Below are 14,395 nucleotides of genomic sequence, written 5' to 3'. Positions count from 1 at the left end.
ATGAGCGAAGCCCTGCTGGAGCATGAAGGCATTACCCTTGAAGCGCTGCTGGAGGCCAAAGAGAAGCGCGCCCGCAGGCAGAATGACTGGCTGGTGCGCCACCGGCAGCCGGTGCTTTCCCTTACTCTGGTAACGCCCGGTCCTGTCAAAGACAGCATTCGCTACCGCAACTGCATGGCGGTGGCTTTGCAGGCGTGCGATCAGCTGCTGTGGCAGCGTCACTGGCCGGTGCTGGAGAGGCAGGTATTTTGGCTGCCAACCGGGGCGGAAGCGATGTGGAGCGTGGCACATGCGACTAGCGAGCTGAAAGCGGCAACGGTAGAGCTGGAGCAAACTCACCCGCTCGGCCGGCTGTGGGACGCAGATGTTATCTGCCCGGAGAACGGCCCGGTGGGGCGAAGCTCGTTGGATATGGCGGGGCGGCGTTGCCTGGTATGTAACGAACCGGCTCATGCCTGCGCCCGTTCCCGTCGCCATCCGCTGGATGAGGTGACTCAACGCGTAGAGAGGCTAATAGATGGCTGGTTTGCCAGGGATTAATCCCGTCGCCGTGCCGCTGCCGGACGTTCCGGGGCTGGTGCGGCAGGCCCTGCTGGATGAAGTCTGGCTGACGCCAAAGCCTGGGCTGGTGGATAGCGCAAATAACGGCTCGCATCGGGATATGGACTTGCCGATGTTTCTTCGCAGTATCGCCGCTATATCGCCGTGGTTCGGCACTTTTCACGCGCTTGGGCTTGAGCACGCCGGGCGCGGGAGCGGTGAAATGCTGCGGCTGATCCGCCCGGCCGGAATAGCCTGCGAGCAGGCGATGTATCAGGCCACCGGCGGGGTGAACACGCATAAAGGCGGCGTGTTCTCTCTCGGGCTGCTGTCTACCGCCGCAGGCCGCCTGCTGGGGCAGGGGGAAAAATTGACCGCCGCGAAGCTGTGTGCCACGGTGGGTGAGATGTGCAGCGGCCTGGTGGAAAGAGAGCTGGTTATGGCGCGTAAGGCGGCAACCGTTGGTGAAAGGCTGTATCAGCAGTTTGGTTTGACCGGGGCGCGTGGCGAAGCCGAAAGCGGATTTTTGACGGTGCGCCAACATGTGCTGCCTTACTGGCATCAGGAAGCCGACCCGCAGCGCCGCCTTTTGAATGCGATGCTGCGCCTGATAGCGGTTAATCCTGATACCAATCTGGCGTCGCGAGGCGGGCTGACCGGCCTGCGCTACGTTCAGCGCTATGCCGCTCGCCTGCTGAAACAGGGCTGGACGACAGAAGATTTGCAGCAGATGGACTCGGAGCTGATGGCCCGTAATCTCAGCCCCGGCGGCAGCGCCGATCTGCTGGCCGTAAGTATCGTTTTAGCGGAAGTTGCGGCATAAATCCTATGCCGCACGAATTTCATGCTGCCCCGGCCCGATTTTGACTAGTCTGAAGTTTTCACTCTGGAAAACTAAGGAGCTCCTGATGGCCCAGTCTGCTGATAAAAACCGTCGCTTCATCCTGGCACAGCGCCCGCAGGGCATGCCAACTCGCGAAGATATTCATCTGGAAGAGGTCGCCGTGCCCGCGCCCGGTAAAGGCGAGGTGCTGCTGCGCACTCTTTATCTTTCACTCGACCCGTATATGCGTGGGCGCATGAGTGACGCCAAATCTTACTCTGCACCCATTGGTATCGGCGAAGTGATTGTTGGCGGGACCGTTAGCCGCGTGGAAAGCTCTCAGCATCCCGATTATCAGCCCGGCGACCTGGTGCTGTCCTATGCTGGCTGGCAGGACTACGCTATTTCGAACGGCGAAGGTCTGCGCAAGCTGGATAAAAATATGGCGCATCCTTCCTGGGCGCTGGGGCTGCTTGGGATGCCGGGCTTTACCGGCTATATGGGGCTGACCGATATCGGCAATCCGCAGCCGGGTGAAACGGTGGTGGTAGCGGCGGCCAGCGGAGCCGTGGGTTCCGTTGTCGGGCAAACCGCTCGCCTGCGTGGCGCAAAGGTCGTTGGTATTGCCGGCGGGGAAGAGAAATGCCGCTATGTAAAAGAGACGCTGAAGTTTGATGTTTGCCTCGATCACCGCGCCAGCGACTTTGCCGAACAGCTGGCAAAAGCCTGCCCGAACGGCATCGATGTCTATTTTGAAAACGTCGGCGGCGCGGTGTTTGACGCGGTGCTCCCTCTGCTCAACACCAAAGCGCGCATCCCTGTTTGCGGCATGATAAGCCAGTACAACGGTGAAAATAGCGCCTTTGAACAAGACCGTTTGCCGCTGCTGATGTCGACCATTCTGAAAAAACGCATGCGCGTGGAAGGTTTTATCATCAGCCTGGATTACGACCATCGTTACGAAGAATTCTTTAAACAGATGAGCGCATGGATTGCTGCCGGTGAGATTGAGTTCCGCGAAGATATCGTGGACGGCCTGGAGAAAAGCGTCGAGGCGTTCCAGGGCCTGCTTTCCGGGAAGAACTTCGGCAAGTTGATTGTTAAGGTGGCTGAGTAATACAACCCCCTCTCCTCCGCGGAAGAGAGGGGCCATTTCCCGGAAAATTAAATGAGAATATTTTTTATTTGAAAGTTGTTCTTGATAAATGAGTAAGGACGTGAGAGATTAGCGCTCGGTTTGGAACACAGACCTTATGAAAGCAGTTTTAGTAAAGCAGTCCTCAGTTCAAGCGCTATCTTAGATATCCCTTCTTCTCGAGTCTCCTCCTAAGTGCCCGAATAAGTCCAACTCTGCTGAACAGACCATGTTCGCCGCGTTTAGTGGCTCAAGATAATGAAAAAGGTAATATCTATGTCTAACAAAATGACTGGTTTAGTAAAATGGTTCAACGCTGAGAAAGGTTTCGGTTTTATCTCTCCTGCTGACGGCAGCAAAGACGTGTTCGTACACTTCTCTGCAATCCAGAGCGATAACTTCAAGACTCTCGACGAAGGCCAGAAAGTTGAGTTCTCTATCGAGAACGGCGCTAAAGGCCCAGCTGCTGCTAACGTTGTTGCGCTGTAATCCAGCCTGACGTTTCAGTAGTTAAAAAACCCGCTTAGGCGGGTTTTTTTGTGCCCGCAGTTTATAGATGTCCTATAGCTTTTCGCGATTTATCCTCAATGTTGTGTGCTAAATTGTGATTTTGGTTAACCAATTATTCTTATCTGATTGACAGCCTGGCTAAATTAGCCGAATTTGTTCGTCATAGAGTAGATGAATCATGGTGCTCAGTCGCGAGATTGGGTGGTCAACCAATTAAAAGCTATCGAGGATGCTACATGAAACAAACCTGGCGTTGGTATGGTCCGAACGATCCGGTAACGCTGGCCGATGTGCGCCAGGCCGGTGCCACAGGCGTTGTCACCGCACTGCATCACATTCCAAACGGCGAAGTCTGGCCGGTGGACGAGATCCTCAAGCGTAAAGCGATGATTGAGGCGGCTGGGCTGGAGTGGTCGGTGGTTGAAAGCGTGCCTATCCACGAAGAGATCAAAACCCACAGCGGGCAGTGCGACCTGTGGATTGAAAACTACCGCCAGAGCCTGCGCAACCTGGCGCAGTGCGGCATATATACCGTGTGCTACAACTTTATGCCGGTGCTGGACTGGACGCGAACCGACCTCGAATATCAGCTGCCGGACGGCTCCAAAGCGCTGCGCTTTGACCAAATCGAATTTGCCGCCTTTGAGCTGCACATCCTGCAACGTAAAGGTGCACAGGCGGACTACAGCGCCGAAGAAATTGAGCAGGCGAACCGGCGTTTTGCCGAAATGAGCGATGAAGAAAAAGCCCGTCTGACGCGCAACATCATTGCTGGCCTGCCCGGAGCGGAAGAAGGCTATACGCTGGATCAGTTCCGCGCCCGGCTTGATACCTACAAAGATATCGACAAAACAAAGCTGCGCGAGAACTTCGCTTACTTCCTGCGCGGTATTATTCCTGTTGCCGAACAAGTGGGTCTTCGCATGGCGGTGCACCCGGACGATCCTCCGCGCCCAATTCTCGGCCTGCCGCGCATTGTTTCTACCGTGGAAGATATGCAGTGGATGGTTGAGGCGGTTAGCAGCGAGGCGAACGGTTTCACTATGTGTACCGGCTCTTACGGCGTGCGCGCCGACAACGATCTGGTCGGGATGATTAAACGCTTCGGCCCGCGCATCTACTTCACCCATTTACGCTCCACGCTTCGGGAAGATAACCCGAAGACCTTCCATGAGGCGGCTCATCTGTATGGCGATGTGGATATGTATGAAGTGGTGAAGGCTATCGCAGAAGAAGAGCAGCGCCGCAAGGCTGCCGGGCGGGAAGACCTGATCCCCATGCGTCCGGATCACGGCCACCAGATGCTCGACGATCTGAAAAAGAAAGTGAATCCGGGTTATTCGGCGATTGGCCGCCTGAAAGGGCTGGCGGAGGTTCGTGGGGTTGAGCTGGCTATCCAGCGGGCCTTCTTCCCGAAATAAAGCCTGCACACGTTCACCGGGGCAAGGGAATGGGTCAACCAATTATGCTATAGTCTGGCGCATTCCCGGCCTGTTGTGAGCAATGATGAAACCTCAAACCCACGAAAAATCCGCCATCCCGCCGCAGCGCCCTTACCAGGAAGTGGGCGTGATGCTGCGCGAGATGATAGCCGGGCAGCAGTATGCCCTGGGCGACAGGCTGCCGCCGGAGCGGGAGATTGCCTCTTTACTGGCGGTTAGCCGCACCGTAGTGCGTGAAGCGCTGATCATGCTGGAAATCGAGGGGCTGATTGAAGTCCGGCGCGGTGCGGGTATTTTTGTTATTGCTATGCCCCGCGAGGCGATTGCCGGAGAGACGGTTTCCGCCACGCAGTGCAACGATGCCGGGCCGTTTGAGCTATTGCAGGCTCGCCAACTGCTGGAGAGCAATATCGCCGAGTTCGCCGCGCAGCAGGCTACCCGCGAAGACATCATGAAAATGCGCCGTGCTTTGCAGGTTGAAGAGCAGGAGCTGGCGTCGGAAGAGGGGGAAAGCGGCGACAGGCAGTTTCACCTGGCGATTGCCGAGGCGACCCATAACAGCATGCTGGTGGAGCTGTTCAGGCAATCCTGGCAGTGGCGCGAGAACAACCCGATGTGGGTTCAGCTGCACAGCCATCTGGAAAATAATCACTATCGCAGCGAGTGGCTTAGCGACCATAAGCTTATCCTGGCTGCGCTTATCAAAAAAGACGCCAAAGCCGCCAAACATGCCATGTGGCAGCATCTGGAAAATGTAAAAAACCGGCTGCTGGCGCTGTCCGACGTCGATGATATTAATTTCGACGGCTATCTGTTCGAGTCCTGGCCGCTAAACGAAACGGAACGTTAAGCGCCCGTGAGGCCAGCCGATGAGCTGGCCTTTTTTAGATCTGCTGTTGCAACAGTTCGCCGCTATTTTGCAAGTCCTGCTGCGGGTTACGGCCAATCAGCACGTATTCAAAACCTTTCTCGCGCCACCAGACCAGGTTCAGGCCTCTGCGTACCTCATGTTTCAGCCCGCCCGATCCGGCGGTTTTAGCCCGCGAAATACAAAGCGCCATCGGCCCGTAACTGGCATGCAGCCAGGCGATTTGCGCGATGGATGTGCTGTCATAACGCAACATGCGCACGCTTTTTAGCTCGGCTTCCGGTAGCTGAATTTCGTCCTGAGCAAGCGTCAGCCCGATGTCCTGCTGCATCCGGTTTAGCCCCTGCTGTAGCGCCTGCGGAGTGACGTTGATATCCGCCAGCGTTTCGGCGCTGTACAGCGACATGTACTGGGCTATCAGGTCACGGATTTCCGGCTCACCGCTAAGCTCTTTCTCCTCAGGATGAATAAAGCGCCCGGCCAGCACGCCTACGGCAAGGAAGCTGATCGAGGCGGCAATCAGGCTGCGGCGGCTGACCCCTTCAGGCTGCGGTTTTACCTTCACCGGCTGGTGAAGCAATATCTGGAGTTTGGCCTGCATTTTTTCCAGCGGCGCATCCTGTAGCAGCGGGGCAAAAGCCTGCTCCCACGGCTGGTTGCTTTGCATCAGTTGCTCCACGCGAGCGGCAAGCCCGTCGTCTTTGTTCAACTGCTGGTCAAAGGCGCTACGCTCTGCTGCGCTCATCTCGCCGTCCAGCCAGGCAACGATGGCCTCATCGCTCCACGGAGCGGAGAAGGATTGACGTGTCATTTAAGCTCCTTCTTCATCGTCGGCATCAGCTGTTTTGCCAGCGTCAGGCGCGCGGCGGCCAGGCGGCTCATCACGGTGCCGATGGGAATAGCCAGCGTGTTGGCGGCTTCCTGATAACTAAAACCTTCTACATAAACCAAAAATACCGTGTTGCGCTGCGCCTCGGGAAGCTCGCTGACCTGCTGTAGCAGGGCGTGATACTGGTGGCGATCCTCGGTGCTTTCCACGTCGGCCAGGGCGCTGAGTTCGTCGCCGTCGACAAAGCCCTGGCCCTGGCGAACGCGCAGGGCGCGGATTTCGTTGATCCAGATAGAGTACAAAATTGTAAACAGCCAGCGGTCGATTCGGGTGCCGGACTGAAACTGGTCGCCGCGCTCAAGGGCGCGCACGCAGGTAGACTGAACCAAATCCTCAGCCACATCGCGATTGCGGGACAGCACCATGCCGTAGCGCCAGAGGCGGGCAAGATGCAGTCCCAGCTGTAAACGAACTTCGTTGACGGTGATTTTTATGCCCTCAAGCTTATGACTCCGGGTGCCCGTCAATGGCGGCTTTCAAATCGCGATACTCCTCGCAGCCGGTTCCGCAGAGCGTTTTAATCGTCGCCAGCTGGGCTTTAGCCAGGTCCGGGCGACCTTTGATTACCCACGCCTCGCCGAGGTATTCACGCACTTTGGCGTAATGCGGATCCAGGGCGATGGAACGCTGATAATAGCCGATCCCTTCGTCAGTTCGCCCCAATTTACGCGTGGCATAGCCGCGGTAGTTCCAGGCTTCGCGAGTATTGGGCTGCTGCAAAGTATCCAGCAGGTTTAACGCCTCCTGATAGCGGCCAGATTTTGCCAAATGGTAAGCATATTGAGTTTTGTCCTGGTCATCGATCATGCTGCTCTTCTCGACCAGACAGGTTTTGGTTTTACTGTCGTAAACCTGGCCTTTTGGGCAGTCCGGCGTTTTGGAATCGTCATCGCCCATTGCGCTGGCGGCGGCGGAGTAAAGCAGGCCGCTGGCGACCAGGCACAGCAAAGGCAGCAGGTTAGCGGTTGAATGCGTTTTCATGATGTTGTCCTGTGGGTTAGCGAGAGTGGCCTTTGCAGGCGGGGAGCATGCGGCGTAGCGTGCCGTCACGTAGAACATAGTGGTGAAGCAGCGCGGCGGCGGCATGTGCGCCGGCCAGAATAACCAGCGCCCAGGCCACGTTGTTATGCAGCATGCCGAAGGTACGGCGCAGCATTGGGTCAATGTTAAACAGGTCAGGAATTTCAATGATATTGAAGAACCAAAACGGCTCTCCCTGCGCCCAGCGGAACAGAAAGCCGAGCGTGGCCTGAGCTATCAGCAGCAGATACAGCACGCCGTGGGTGGCGTGGGCGGCGATGCGAAATGCTCCCGGCATCGGCACTTTCTCCATCTTTCTTGATGGCGAGAACGCGGCGCTAATGCGCCAGCCCAGCCTTGCCAGGATGATGGCGCTCAGCAGAATGCCAAAAGAGATATGCAGGGACTGTAATCCTTTGCGCAGCGGCGTTCCGCGCTCAAGGAGTTCCCAGATGTGGGCGCTGGCGAACAGGAAAATAACGCATCCGGCGGTTAACCAGTGCAGGGTGATGCTAAAGGCGTCGTAGCGTTTACGCCCGGCTCGGGCTTCAGGGGGCTGGTGGCTCATGATTATTTGTTCCTCAGGTTCTGGTAAGGAGTAAACAATCGGGCGGGGGAGTTTATTCGGAGGCATTTGAAAAAAATTAAGGAGCCGGGTGGCTCCTTACATAATCGGTATGCAAAGCGTGCTTACAGCGCCTTTTGCCATACGGACTGCGGCAGCAGATAGACGGCTTTTTCTGCCTGCTGGCCGTCGGTCACGATGTGTTTGATGCCGCTCGCCATCACCGCCAGGGTCACGTCAAATGCGTTGAGGCTGTCGCCGAATCCGGCGGTCAGGTTCAGCATCGAGCCGTTCGCCATCAGGTACAGCGTTTTACCGTTCAGCTGATAGGCGTTGATAAACGGCATCACTTCTTCGTTCGGGAATTGTTGCAGGTAGCCGCAGTCGATCTCTTCGGCAACGTGGCCGACGTTGAGGATGAATACTCCGTCTTTTGCCTTATCCAGCACCGCAGCGCTAACCACTTTCTTCGCGCCTGTAGCGGTTGCCACTACGTCAGTTGTGGATATAACATCTTGAATATCAACTACGTGCCAGCCATCGTAAGCAGCCTGCAGGCGGCGAGCCGGATCGAGTTCTGCCACCATGACCTGGCCTCCGTAGGCTTTGGCCGCCGCGGCAACGCCCTGGCCCACCAGGCCATAACCGATAACCAGAACGCGTTTTTCATGCAGCGTCAGGTGAGTGGTCTGGAAGAAGGTTTGCCACGCGGTGAGGCCAACCATGTGGCGGTTGTGCAGGCCTTCTTTAACCGGGAGGTCGTCCCAGTTGAAGATTGGGTAGCCCGGGCGCAGGTCGGCAAGGCGGTTAACCCCGGAGCCGGTGGCTTCCAGGCAGGCCACAACATCGCCAAATTCGCCGCGCTGGTGCAGCAAAGTGGTGATGTCGGCACCCATTTCGCAAAGATGCGTCGGGCGCCAGGCGATGGCTTTTTCCCAGGAATCGCGCCAGTCTGCATCGCTCATATTGCGCCACGCGCTGGCTTCGGCTCCGGCGGCGACCAGATAAGCCACCACGTCATCCTGCACGGTGGTTGGGTTGCAGGTGGTGAGGAATATTTTGGCGTTTTTTTTCAGCAGGCCTTCCACCAGAGGGATCATCTTCAGGTCGAGATGCATATTGCAGGCGAGGCGGACGTGGCTTAAGTCAGGCAGCGCTTCAACCTGCTTCAGGGTGCGAACCATATGGCGACGGGACCACTCAATCTCTTTGATAAACATCTCGTTCTGGGCGTTCACGGAGGTTCCTTATTAATTGTTTTTAATGATTTTTATAGAATATATCATCACGATATCGGGCATGAGGATAGCAAAATGCAGGCGGCTTGTTAACCGGATGCGCGGGCGAGAGTGGCGTGACTTCTGGTTACCAAAGTTTTGTTTTATTGGCTGATTTATTCTCTATATTAATGTCTCTTTCCCCCCAGCCAAACGTGAGAAAAATGATTAAAAAAGCGCTAGTCGTATTACTTGGTTCCGCGTTACTTGCCCCGATGATAGCCAGTGCGGACAGCACGATTGTGTTCTTACGTCACGGAGAAAAGCCGGACAACAACAGCGGGCAGCTGACCTGTAAAGGGCTAAACCGCGCGCTGCAATTGCCTTCGGTATTACTTAGCCAGTACGGTAAACCTGACGCGATTTATGCCTCTGCGCCGAAAGAGAACAAAACCGGTAGCTCCCTGCGCCCGCTGACGACAATTACGCCGACCGCCATTCGACTTTCACAGGCTATCGACCTGCATTACCACGCCGAGCAAACGGATGGCCTGGTTGATGCTCTGCTGAAAAGTCAGGGCAGCAATCACCTGACGTTTGTCTCCTGGGAGCATAAAAATCTGGTCGTGGCGGCGCAGAAGCTGGTGAAAAAAACCGGCGGCGATCCGGCGGTGGTGCCCAAGTGGCCGGGTTCTGATTTTGACTCGCTGTACATCATCAAGCTGGATGATCAACAGCGTTTCAAGTCTTTTACTCGCGGAGCGGAAGGCTTGAATAACGTGCCGGACAGCTGCGCGGCCGCAAGCTGACTGGAAAAGAAAAACCCGTCTGAGCAGACGGGTTTTTTATGTGTTTAACCGAAGATTACCACCACACTTCAGCCTGAACGCCCGCCATAAACTCGTTTTTGCTGTTCTCGTTGAAGCGGAACTGCGACAGCTCGTTATCCAGGATATTCAGATAGGTGCCGTAGAAACGAATCTCAGGACGCGAGCCGAGCAGGCTCGGACCGACTTTCAGAGCATGGTACAGCGTAGTTTTGTAGCCGGACTCTTTCAGGTTCACGCCCTGCTCGGTTTTGTTTTTCTGGGCAAACCAGCTCAGTTCGAGGCCGGTCTGGTTCCATGTATCCCAGATCCATGCCGGGCGGATAACTGCGCGAATGCTGTTGAAGTCGCTGTGGGCACCGCTTTCATAGCTGTAAACGTCTTCCCCGTGGGAGTAAACCAGCGCGTTTGCCATGATGATACGGTCGGCAAGGTAGGTTTCACCCTGGGAAATCAGTCGCCATGCCACGCCGTCGGTCTGGTCGCCATAGTAGTATCGGCCCGGTGCCATTGAGTTGCTGGCACCCGAGAAGTTGGCGAAGCTGCTGGCGTAGGAGTTATTGGCAACCTGCAACGTAAACTCGTTAAAGGTATCGCGCGGCAGATCCTGGCGTACGATGGCCGTTGCCATCCAGGTGTCCTTCAGCTTGAAGAACGAGCCATTATCTTCATTGGTTTTCTGGTCGTCGGTTTTGTTGGCGAAGGCGTATTTACCCATCAACGACAGCGAACCGTTCTCCCACAGCGGGATGTTGCGGTAGCGCAAATCAACCGAGTTGGTGTTCATTTGCGTAGTATGGCTAAAGTCGCGGGAGTAAACGTCGACGTCGTTACGGCTGACGGAGGCGTCAAGCTGGCCCACGCCAAGGTTCCAGTTCTGGATCCCCACGGCGGCGGCAACCTGCGTGGTCAATGACTTCCAGTCGAGCATCTGGATTTCGTATTCCGGCAACTTGTGTTTACCCACCCAGAAGTCGGCTTCCGGCGCAAACGGCAGGAAACCCCGCGTGGTCAGGAAGATATCGCTGAACTGCATGATATTTTCATTGCCGTTGTTGTCGCCGAACCAGGCATCGTTGTACTGCTCGCCCACGTTACCGTCATAGGTGACGATGGCGTTGGCGGTTTTGCCGTCCTGATTATAGACGCGCTGGTTGAGCGTTAAGTCAAACCAGCCGCTCATTTCGTTACCAAAACGACCGAGAGACCCGGCGGCATAGGTTTGCGCCGAACCACGGTTCCCGGCGGCCCAGCCGGAACGGAAATAGCCTTCGTAGCTGAAGCCGATATCGTCTTTAATAAATTTACTGATGTCTTTCAGCGTCACGCTTTCAACGCTGGTTTTACCGTCTTTTTTATTGGCGACGGCAATTCTCTGGTCGCCTTTAACCGGCGTTGGCGCAGGCTTAGTGCCAAAATGATTATTTTCATTTTCGATGTTATCTGCAACCGGAGAATATACCGTAGGGTTCACATTCGCCGTGCTGGATTGATTATTGTTGCCTGAGGTTTGTAGCTGAACAACCTTGTCTTTATAAACAGCTAACTCTTTCTGTGTTTTATTTAGTTCGGATTTGTTTTCTGATAATTGTCTTTCCAGCAGCTCCAGACGTTGCTCAACCGTTAATTTTGCCGCTACTGCGCTGGTTGAGGATAACGCTAACAGGATAGCTGAAGACAATAGACTGACCTTCAATAAATTTGAATTCATAGAATACCCCAGAAGTATAATTATTATTTGCCTCCGACATTAATTGCCGGAGGCAGGTGAAAATTAAATCGCTATCATCGGTGTACTTTCTATTGTGCCGCCTGAACTGCATTTACCTTATTAGCGGCAATAACGAACGGTAAATAAATTAAAGTGGAGATGGCCAGGCACAGCAGCCCTACAATTAGCGCGAGCCAGTTTCCTCCTGTACCAAAGAAGGCTATCAGCGGCCCCGGTGTGGTCCACGGCACCGCATAGGCAATTGGCGGGATAATCTCCATGCTGACAAAGAAATAACCTACCAGCGAGTTGACGAAGGGTACGGTAATAAAAGGAATAATCAGAATAGGGTTCAGCACTACCGGCAGGCCAAAAATAACCGGCTCGTTGATGTTAAACAGGCCGGGAACAAAAGCCATTTTTGCCATATCGCGATAGTCGGCGCGGCGTGAGGCAATAAATATCGCCAGCAGCAGGCCAAGCGTCATCCCGGAGCCGCCGTAGTTGGCGAAGGCGTCGTTGATACCGCCCCAGGTTATCGGGTAAGGCGCGCCCCAGGTGGTACCGTTGGAGGCCGCAAACGAGAGGTTCTCGAGGTTGGCTTCGGAGAAGATAGTCTCGCGAATAGCGGCCACGGTGTTTGGCCCGTGGATACCCAGAACCCAAAGAAAGTTAGCTACTACGCCTAGTACCAGAACAGCAACAATGTTGGTGCCCATGTTTTTAAGCGGTGCCTGGATAAGGGTATAAATCAGTTCGTTCAGGCCGTTAGGTGAGATTTTTGTCAGGCAGTAATTCAGCACCGAGAAGAAAATCATCACGAAGAAAATAGGGATCAGCACCTTGAAGGAGCGGGCAACCGCAGGTGGAACGGCCGCTGGCATAGTAATGGTGATTTTCGGATTACGCGCCAGGCGGCAGAAAATTTCGCCGGTAATAAGCGCCACGATGATAGCGACGAACAGCCCCTGCGGACCGAGATACTGGGTTGTCAGGTAAGCCGAGCCGTCTATCATCTGGTAAGGCGTGTAGACCACGAAGAACGCGCCGATTGCCGTCAGGCCGCACAGCAGGTCGTCCTGCTGGTAGCTAATGGCGATATTACGCGCCACCAGGAAGGCAATCATTATCGACATAATATTGACCGAACCGTTCATCACCGGCGAGAAGATCTTCTGCGCTTCGGCTAAATTCGGGAATAACGTGCCTAAATGCAAAAGCGAGGCAATAAAGCCATCCGGAGACAAAATAGCAAAGTTGATCAGCACGATCAGAGAACTGGCCATGACAATCGGGAATGACAATATAAAAGCATCGCGGATAGCCGAGATGTGTATCTGAGAGTTTAATTTAATCGCAATAGGAACAAGAAGTTTTTCCATACCGCGTTCAAAGGCATTCATTATACTCATGATGAGCCCTTTATCATAAGAGGATATTGAACAATTGTTTGAATTTATCGACGAAATACGAGATGGAGCTCGAGAGAAGTGACGATAAATTCAATGAATTATTTATGTTATACGCGGCGCTAATTAATGACTGGCCAAAAGATTTAATGCGGTATCTAAAACGGATTTTCCATCCATTTGCCCATAGTGTTTCATGTCAATAACTGAAACAGGGATTTTACCCTGTGCAACATCCTCTATTTCACTTTTCTGGAAGCGAACCTGCGGGCCAAGTAAAACAACATCGGCTCCATTTTTCTTGATTATTTCTTTGGCTTCTGAGATTGCCAGTGCGTTGATATTTACCTCAATATTTCCCGCCTCGGCGTGTTCTTTCATTCTTTTAACCAGCATGCTGGTGGACATCCCTGCGGCGCAAACCAATAAAATATTCTTCATTTTTACCCTTAACTCTTTGTTGGTAATCAGACAGCGGCTAACTTAATGAATATCAATTTCTTCATCTGCCATTTCGATCACAGTTAGTAACCACAGAGTGGTGCAATAAATAAGATAAAAATGAACATGTGTTGAATTTCAAATGCGATTAAGATAGTAATTAATTGTTTTTTAATGAAATAGGGAGGTTCAAAAGTGGTTTACAAAGATGTTGTTAACTTACTAAAAAGCAGGATCAGCAGCCCGACCTACAATATCGGCGACAGCCTCCCGCCGGAAAAAGAGCTTGCTGAGTTCTACAATGTCTCGCGCAATACGCTGCGTAAAGCGTTGCGGGTGCTGGAAGATGAGGCCCTGATTGAGCGCAGGCACGGGTCCGGCACCTATGTGCGAAACAAACATTTCCAGGCCTCGGTGACCCACCTGGACAGCTTTACGGAAATCGCTAAAAGCGAAGGGAAAAAACCTTCAAGCCAGGTGCTGAGGTTTGAGCTACAGCAGGCCTCCGAAGAGATAGCCAGCCGCCTGCAGCTGGCGATTGGCGAACCGGTTTACTACGCTAAGCGGCTGCGCCACATCGACAACGTGCCGATGCAGGTGGAGGAGACCTGGCTGTCGGTTAACCGCTTCCCTGACCTGACGGTGAACCATATGAAACGATCGAAATTTTCCTACATTGAAGATGAGTGCGGCGTTAAAATTCACGGCTGCTACGAGTCATTTCAGCCGCTTTTGCCGCCGAGCGACATCGCCAAATTGCTGCACATCAGCGTGCGTGATCCGATTATTCGCATGGAAACTCAATCAGTTGATGAAAGTCACGGCCCGATTGACTATTCGATTCTCTATACCAACGTGTTTGAGTTTCAGGTGAAATATTTTCTGCCGCGCAAAGTGGGTTAACGTCCGGGTGCCCGTATTCGCAATGGCTGTCACAGTTCTGTTCGAAAAAGAGGTTCATTACTCAGCTAATAAATGAACCTATTCTGTAAGCGCTG

16 protein-coding genes are annotated in these 14,395 nt (G+C 54.0%); 8 read left to right on the top strand and 8 right to left on the bottom strand.

The features are described from left to right. The 6 genes from citX to uxuR all read left to right on the top strand — a co-directional run bounded on the left by citX (nucleotide 1) and on the right by uxuR (nucleotide 5,300). Nucleotides 1–540 (top strand): citrate lyase holo-[acyl-carrier protein] synthase, encoded by a 540-nt coding sequence (citX, locus tag ACG1VR_RS20180; protein ID WP_395489658.1) that lies wholly within the window; start codon nucleotides 1–3, stop codon nucleotides 538–540. Further along, nucleotides 518–1,363, top strand: a complete 846-nt coding sequence (gene citG, locus ACG1VR_RS20175) for a triphosphoribosyl-dephospho-CoA synthase CitG (protein WP_395489657.1) — start codon at nucleotides 518–520, stop codon at nucleotides 1,361–1,363. Before citX ends, citG begins: the two co-directional genes overlap by 23 nt. Nucleotides 1,364–1,448: 85 nt before the next feature. Then, nucleotides 1,449–2,480 carry an NADP-dependent oxidoreductase gene (locus ACG1VR_RS20170; RefSeq protein WP_395489656.1) on the top strand — a complete coding sequence of 344 codons (1,032 nt, stop codon included), beginning with the start codon at nucleotides 1,449–1,451 and terminating at the stop codon, nucleotides 2,478–2,480. A 294-nt stretch (nucleotides 2,481–2,774) separates the two neighbouring features. After that, the gene (gene cspA / locus ACG1VR_RS20165; protein WP_039897868.1) at nucleotides 2,775–2,987 is read left to right on the top strand and encodes an RNA chaperone/antiterminator CspA; all 213 of its coding nucleotides are present in this window, start codon (nucleotides 2,775–2,777) and stop codon (nucleotides 2,985–2,987) included. Between the two features lie 257 nt (nucleotides 2,988–3,244). Beyond that, nucleotides 3,245–4,429, top strand: coding sequence for a mannonate dehydratase (gene uxuA / locus ACG1VR_RS20160; protein ID WP_395489655.1), 1,185 nt, complete (start codon nucleotides 3,245–3,247; stop codon nucleotides 4,427–4,429). Nucleotides 4,430–4,514: 85 nt separating this feature from the next. Beyond that, on the top strand, nucleotides 4,515–5,300 hold the full coding sequence (gene uxuR / locus ACG1VR_RS20155; RefSeq protein ID WP_395491126.1) for a Uxu operon transcriptional regulator: 786 nt from the start codon (nucleotides 4,515–4,517) through the stop codon (nucleotides 5,298–5,300). Between the two features lie 34 nt (nucleotides 5,301–5,334). On the opposite strand, the gene ACG1VR_RS20150 is transcribed toward uxuR, so the two are convergent. The 5 genes from ACG1VR_RS20150 to ACG1VR_RS20130 form a co-directional block, all read right to left on the bottom strand. Next, nucleotides 5,335–6,129 carry an anti-sigma factor family protein gene (locus ACG1VR_RS20150; RefSeq protein ID WP_395489654.1) on the bottom strand — a complete coding sequence of 265 codons (795 nt, stop codon included), beginning with the start codon at nucleotides 6,127–6,129 and terminating at the stop codon, nucleotides 5,335–5,337. Continuing rightward, on the bottom strand, nucleotides 6,126–6,674 hold the full coding sequence (locus tag ACG1VR_RS20145) for an RNA polymerase sigma factor (RefSeq protein WP_395489653.1): 549 nt from the start codon (nucleotides 6,672–6,674) through the stop codon (nucleotides 6,126–6,128). The genes ACG1VR_RS20150 and ACG1VR_RS20145 overlap by 4 nt, the downstream gene beginning before the upstream one ends. Next, entirely contained in the window at nucleotides 6,652–7,188 is a 537-nt protein-coding gene (locus tag ACG1VR_RS20140; protein ID WP_016534716.1) for a M48 family metallopeptidase, read from the bottom strand. The genes ACG1VR_RS20145 and ACG1VR_RS20140 overlap by 23 nt, the downstream gene beginning before the upstream one ends. Nucleotides 7,189–7,204: 16 nt before the next feature. Further along, nucleotides 7,205–7,795 carry a cytochrome b gene (locus ACG1VR_RS20135; RefSeq protein WP_279049753.1) on the bottom strand — a complete coding sequence of 197 codons (591 nt, stop codon included), beginning with the start codon at nucleotides 7,793–7,795 and terminating at the stop codon, nucleotides 7,205–7,207. 122 nt (nucleotides 7,796–7,917) lie between these two features. After that, nucleotides 7,918–9,012, bottom strand: a complete 1,095-nt coding sequence (locus ACG1VR_RS20130) for an adenosylhomocysteinase (RefSeq protein WP_055696382.1) — start codon at nucleotides 9,010–9,012, stop codon at nucleotides 7,918–7,920. A 221-nt stretch (nucleotides 9,013–9,233) separates the two neighbouring features. On the opposite strand from ACG1VR_RS20130, the gene ACG1VR_RS20125 reads away from it, so the two are divergent. Beyond that, entirely contained in the window at nucleotides 9,234–9,818 is a 585-nt protein-coding gene (locus ACG1VR_RS20125; RefSeq protein ID WP_016534719.1) for a histidine phosphatase family protein, read from the top strand. A 55-nt stretch (nucleotides 9,819–9,873) separates the two neighbouring features. On the opposite strand, the gene ACG1VR_RS20120 is transcribed toward ACG1VR_RS20125, so the two are convergent. From ACG1VR_RS20120 to ACG1VR_RS20110, 3 genes are all read right to left on the bottom strand, one after another. Next, nucleotides 9,874–11,547: a carbohydrate porin gene (locus ACG1VR_RS20120; RefSeq protein WP_395489651.1), complete on the bottom strand. Its 1,674-nt coding sequence runs from the start codon at nucleotides 11,545–11,547 to the stop codon at nucleotides 9,874–9,876. Between the two features lie 89 nt (nucleotides 11,548–11,636). Next, nucleotides 11,637–12,959 carry a PTS sugar transporter subunit IIC gene (locus ACG1VR_RS20115; protein WP_016534721.1) on the bottom strand — a complete coding sequence of 441 codons (1,323 nt, stop codon included), beginning with the start codon at nucleotides 12,957–12,959 and terminating at the stop codon, nucleotides 11,637–11,639. Between the two features lie 123 nt (nucleotides 12,960–13,082). After that, entirely contained in the window at nucleotides 13,083–13,397 is a 315-nt protein-coding gene (locus ACG1VR_RS20110) for a PTS sugar transporter subunit IIB (RefSeq protein ID WP_016534722.1), read from the bottom strand. Between the two features lie 195 nt (nucleotides 13,398–13,592). On the opposite strand from ACG1VR_RS20110, the gene ACG1VR_RS20105 reads away from it, so the two are divergent. After that, the gene (locus ACG1VR_RS20105) at nucleotides 13,593–14,300 is read left to right on the top strand and encodes a GntR family transcriptional regulator (protein WP_016534723.1); all 708 of its coding nucleotides are present in this window, start codon (nucleotides 13,593–13,595) and stop codon (nucleotides 14,298–14,300) included. The last annotated feature ends 95 nt before the right edge of the window (nucleotides 14,301–14,395 follow it).

Source organism: Cedecea davisae (assembly GCF_044095835.1).
Lineage (GTDB): Bacteria > Pseudomonadota > Gammaproteobacteria > Enterobacterales > Enterobacteriaceae > Cedecea > Cedecea davisae.
The sequence above is the reverse complement of the archived record's forward strand: the minus strand, read 5'-3'. Positions and strand labels throughout refer to the sequence as shown.

Bases quoted from the DNA above. Each gene is read 5' to 3' on its own strand.
- ACG1VR_RS20135 (WP_279049753.1), bottom strand. From the start codon at position 7,795: ATGAGCCACCAGCCCCCTGAAGCCCGAGCCGGGCGTAAACGCTACGAC.
- ACG1VR_RS20125 (WP_016534719.1), top strand. From the start codon at position 9,234: ATGATTAAAAAAGCGCTAGTCGTATTACTTGGTTCCGCGTTACTTGCC.
- cspA (WP_039897868.1), top strand. From the start codon at position 2,775: ATGTCTAACAAAATGACTGGTTTAGTAAAATGGTTCAACGCTGAGAAA.
- citX (WP_395489658.1), top strand. From the start codon at position 1: ATGAGCGAAGCCCTGCTGGAGCATGAAGGCATTACCCTTGAAGCGCTG.
- uxuA (WP_395489655.1), top strand. From the start codon at position 3,245: ATGAAACAAACCTGGCGTTGGTATGGTCCGAACGATCCGGTAACGCTG.
- ACG1VR_RS20110 (WP_016534722.1), bottom strand. From the start codon at position 13,397: ATGAAGAATATTTTATTGGTTTGCGCCGCAGGGATGTCCACCAGCATG.
- ACG1VR_RS20120 (WP_395489651.1), bottom strand. From the start codon at position 11,547: ATGAATTCAAATTTATTGAAGGTCAGTCTATTGTCTTCAGCTATCCTG.
- uxuR (WP_395491126.1), top strand. From the start codon at position 4,515: ATGAAACCTCAAACCCACGAAAAATCCGCCATCCCGCCGCAGCGCCCT.
- citG (WP_395489657.1), top strand. From the start codon at position 518: ATGGCTGGTTTGCCAGGGATTAATCCCGTCGCCGTGCCGCTGCCGGAC.
- ACG1VR_RS20140 (WP_016534716.1), bottom strand. From the start codon at position 7,188: ATGAAAACGCATTCAACCGCTAACCTGCTGCCTTTGCTGTGCCTGGTC.
- ACG1VR_RS20130 (WP_055696382.1), bottom strand. From the start codon at position 9,012: ATGTTTATCAAAGAGATTGAGTGGTCCCGTCGCCATATGGTTCGCACC.
- ACG1VR_RS20115 (WP_016534721.1), bottom strand. From the start codon at position 12,959: ATGAGTATAATGAATGCCTTTGAACGCGGTATGGAAAAACTTCTTGTT.
- ACG1VR_RS20170 (WP_395489656.1), top strand. From the start codon at position 1,449: ATGGCCCAGTCTGCTGATAAAAACCGTCGCTTCATCCTGGCACAGCGC.
- ACG1VR_RS20150 (WP_395489654.1), bottom strand. From the start codon at position 6,129: ATGACACGTCAATCCTTCTCCGCTCCGTGGAGCGATGAGGCCATCGTT.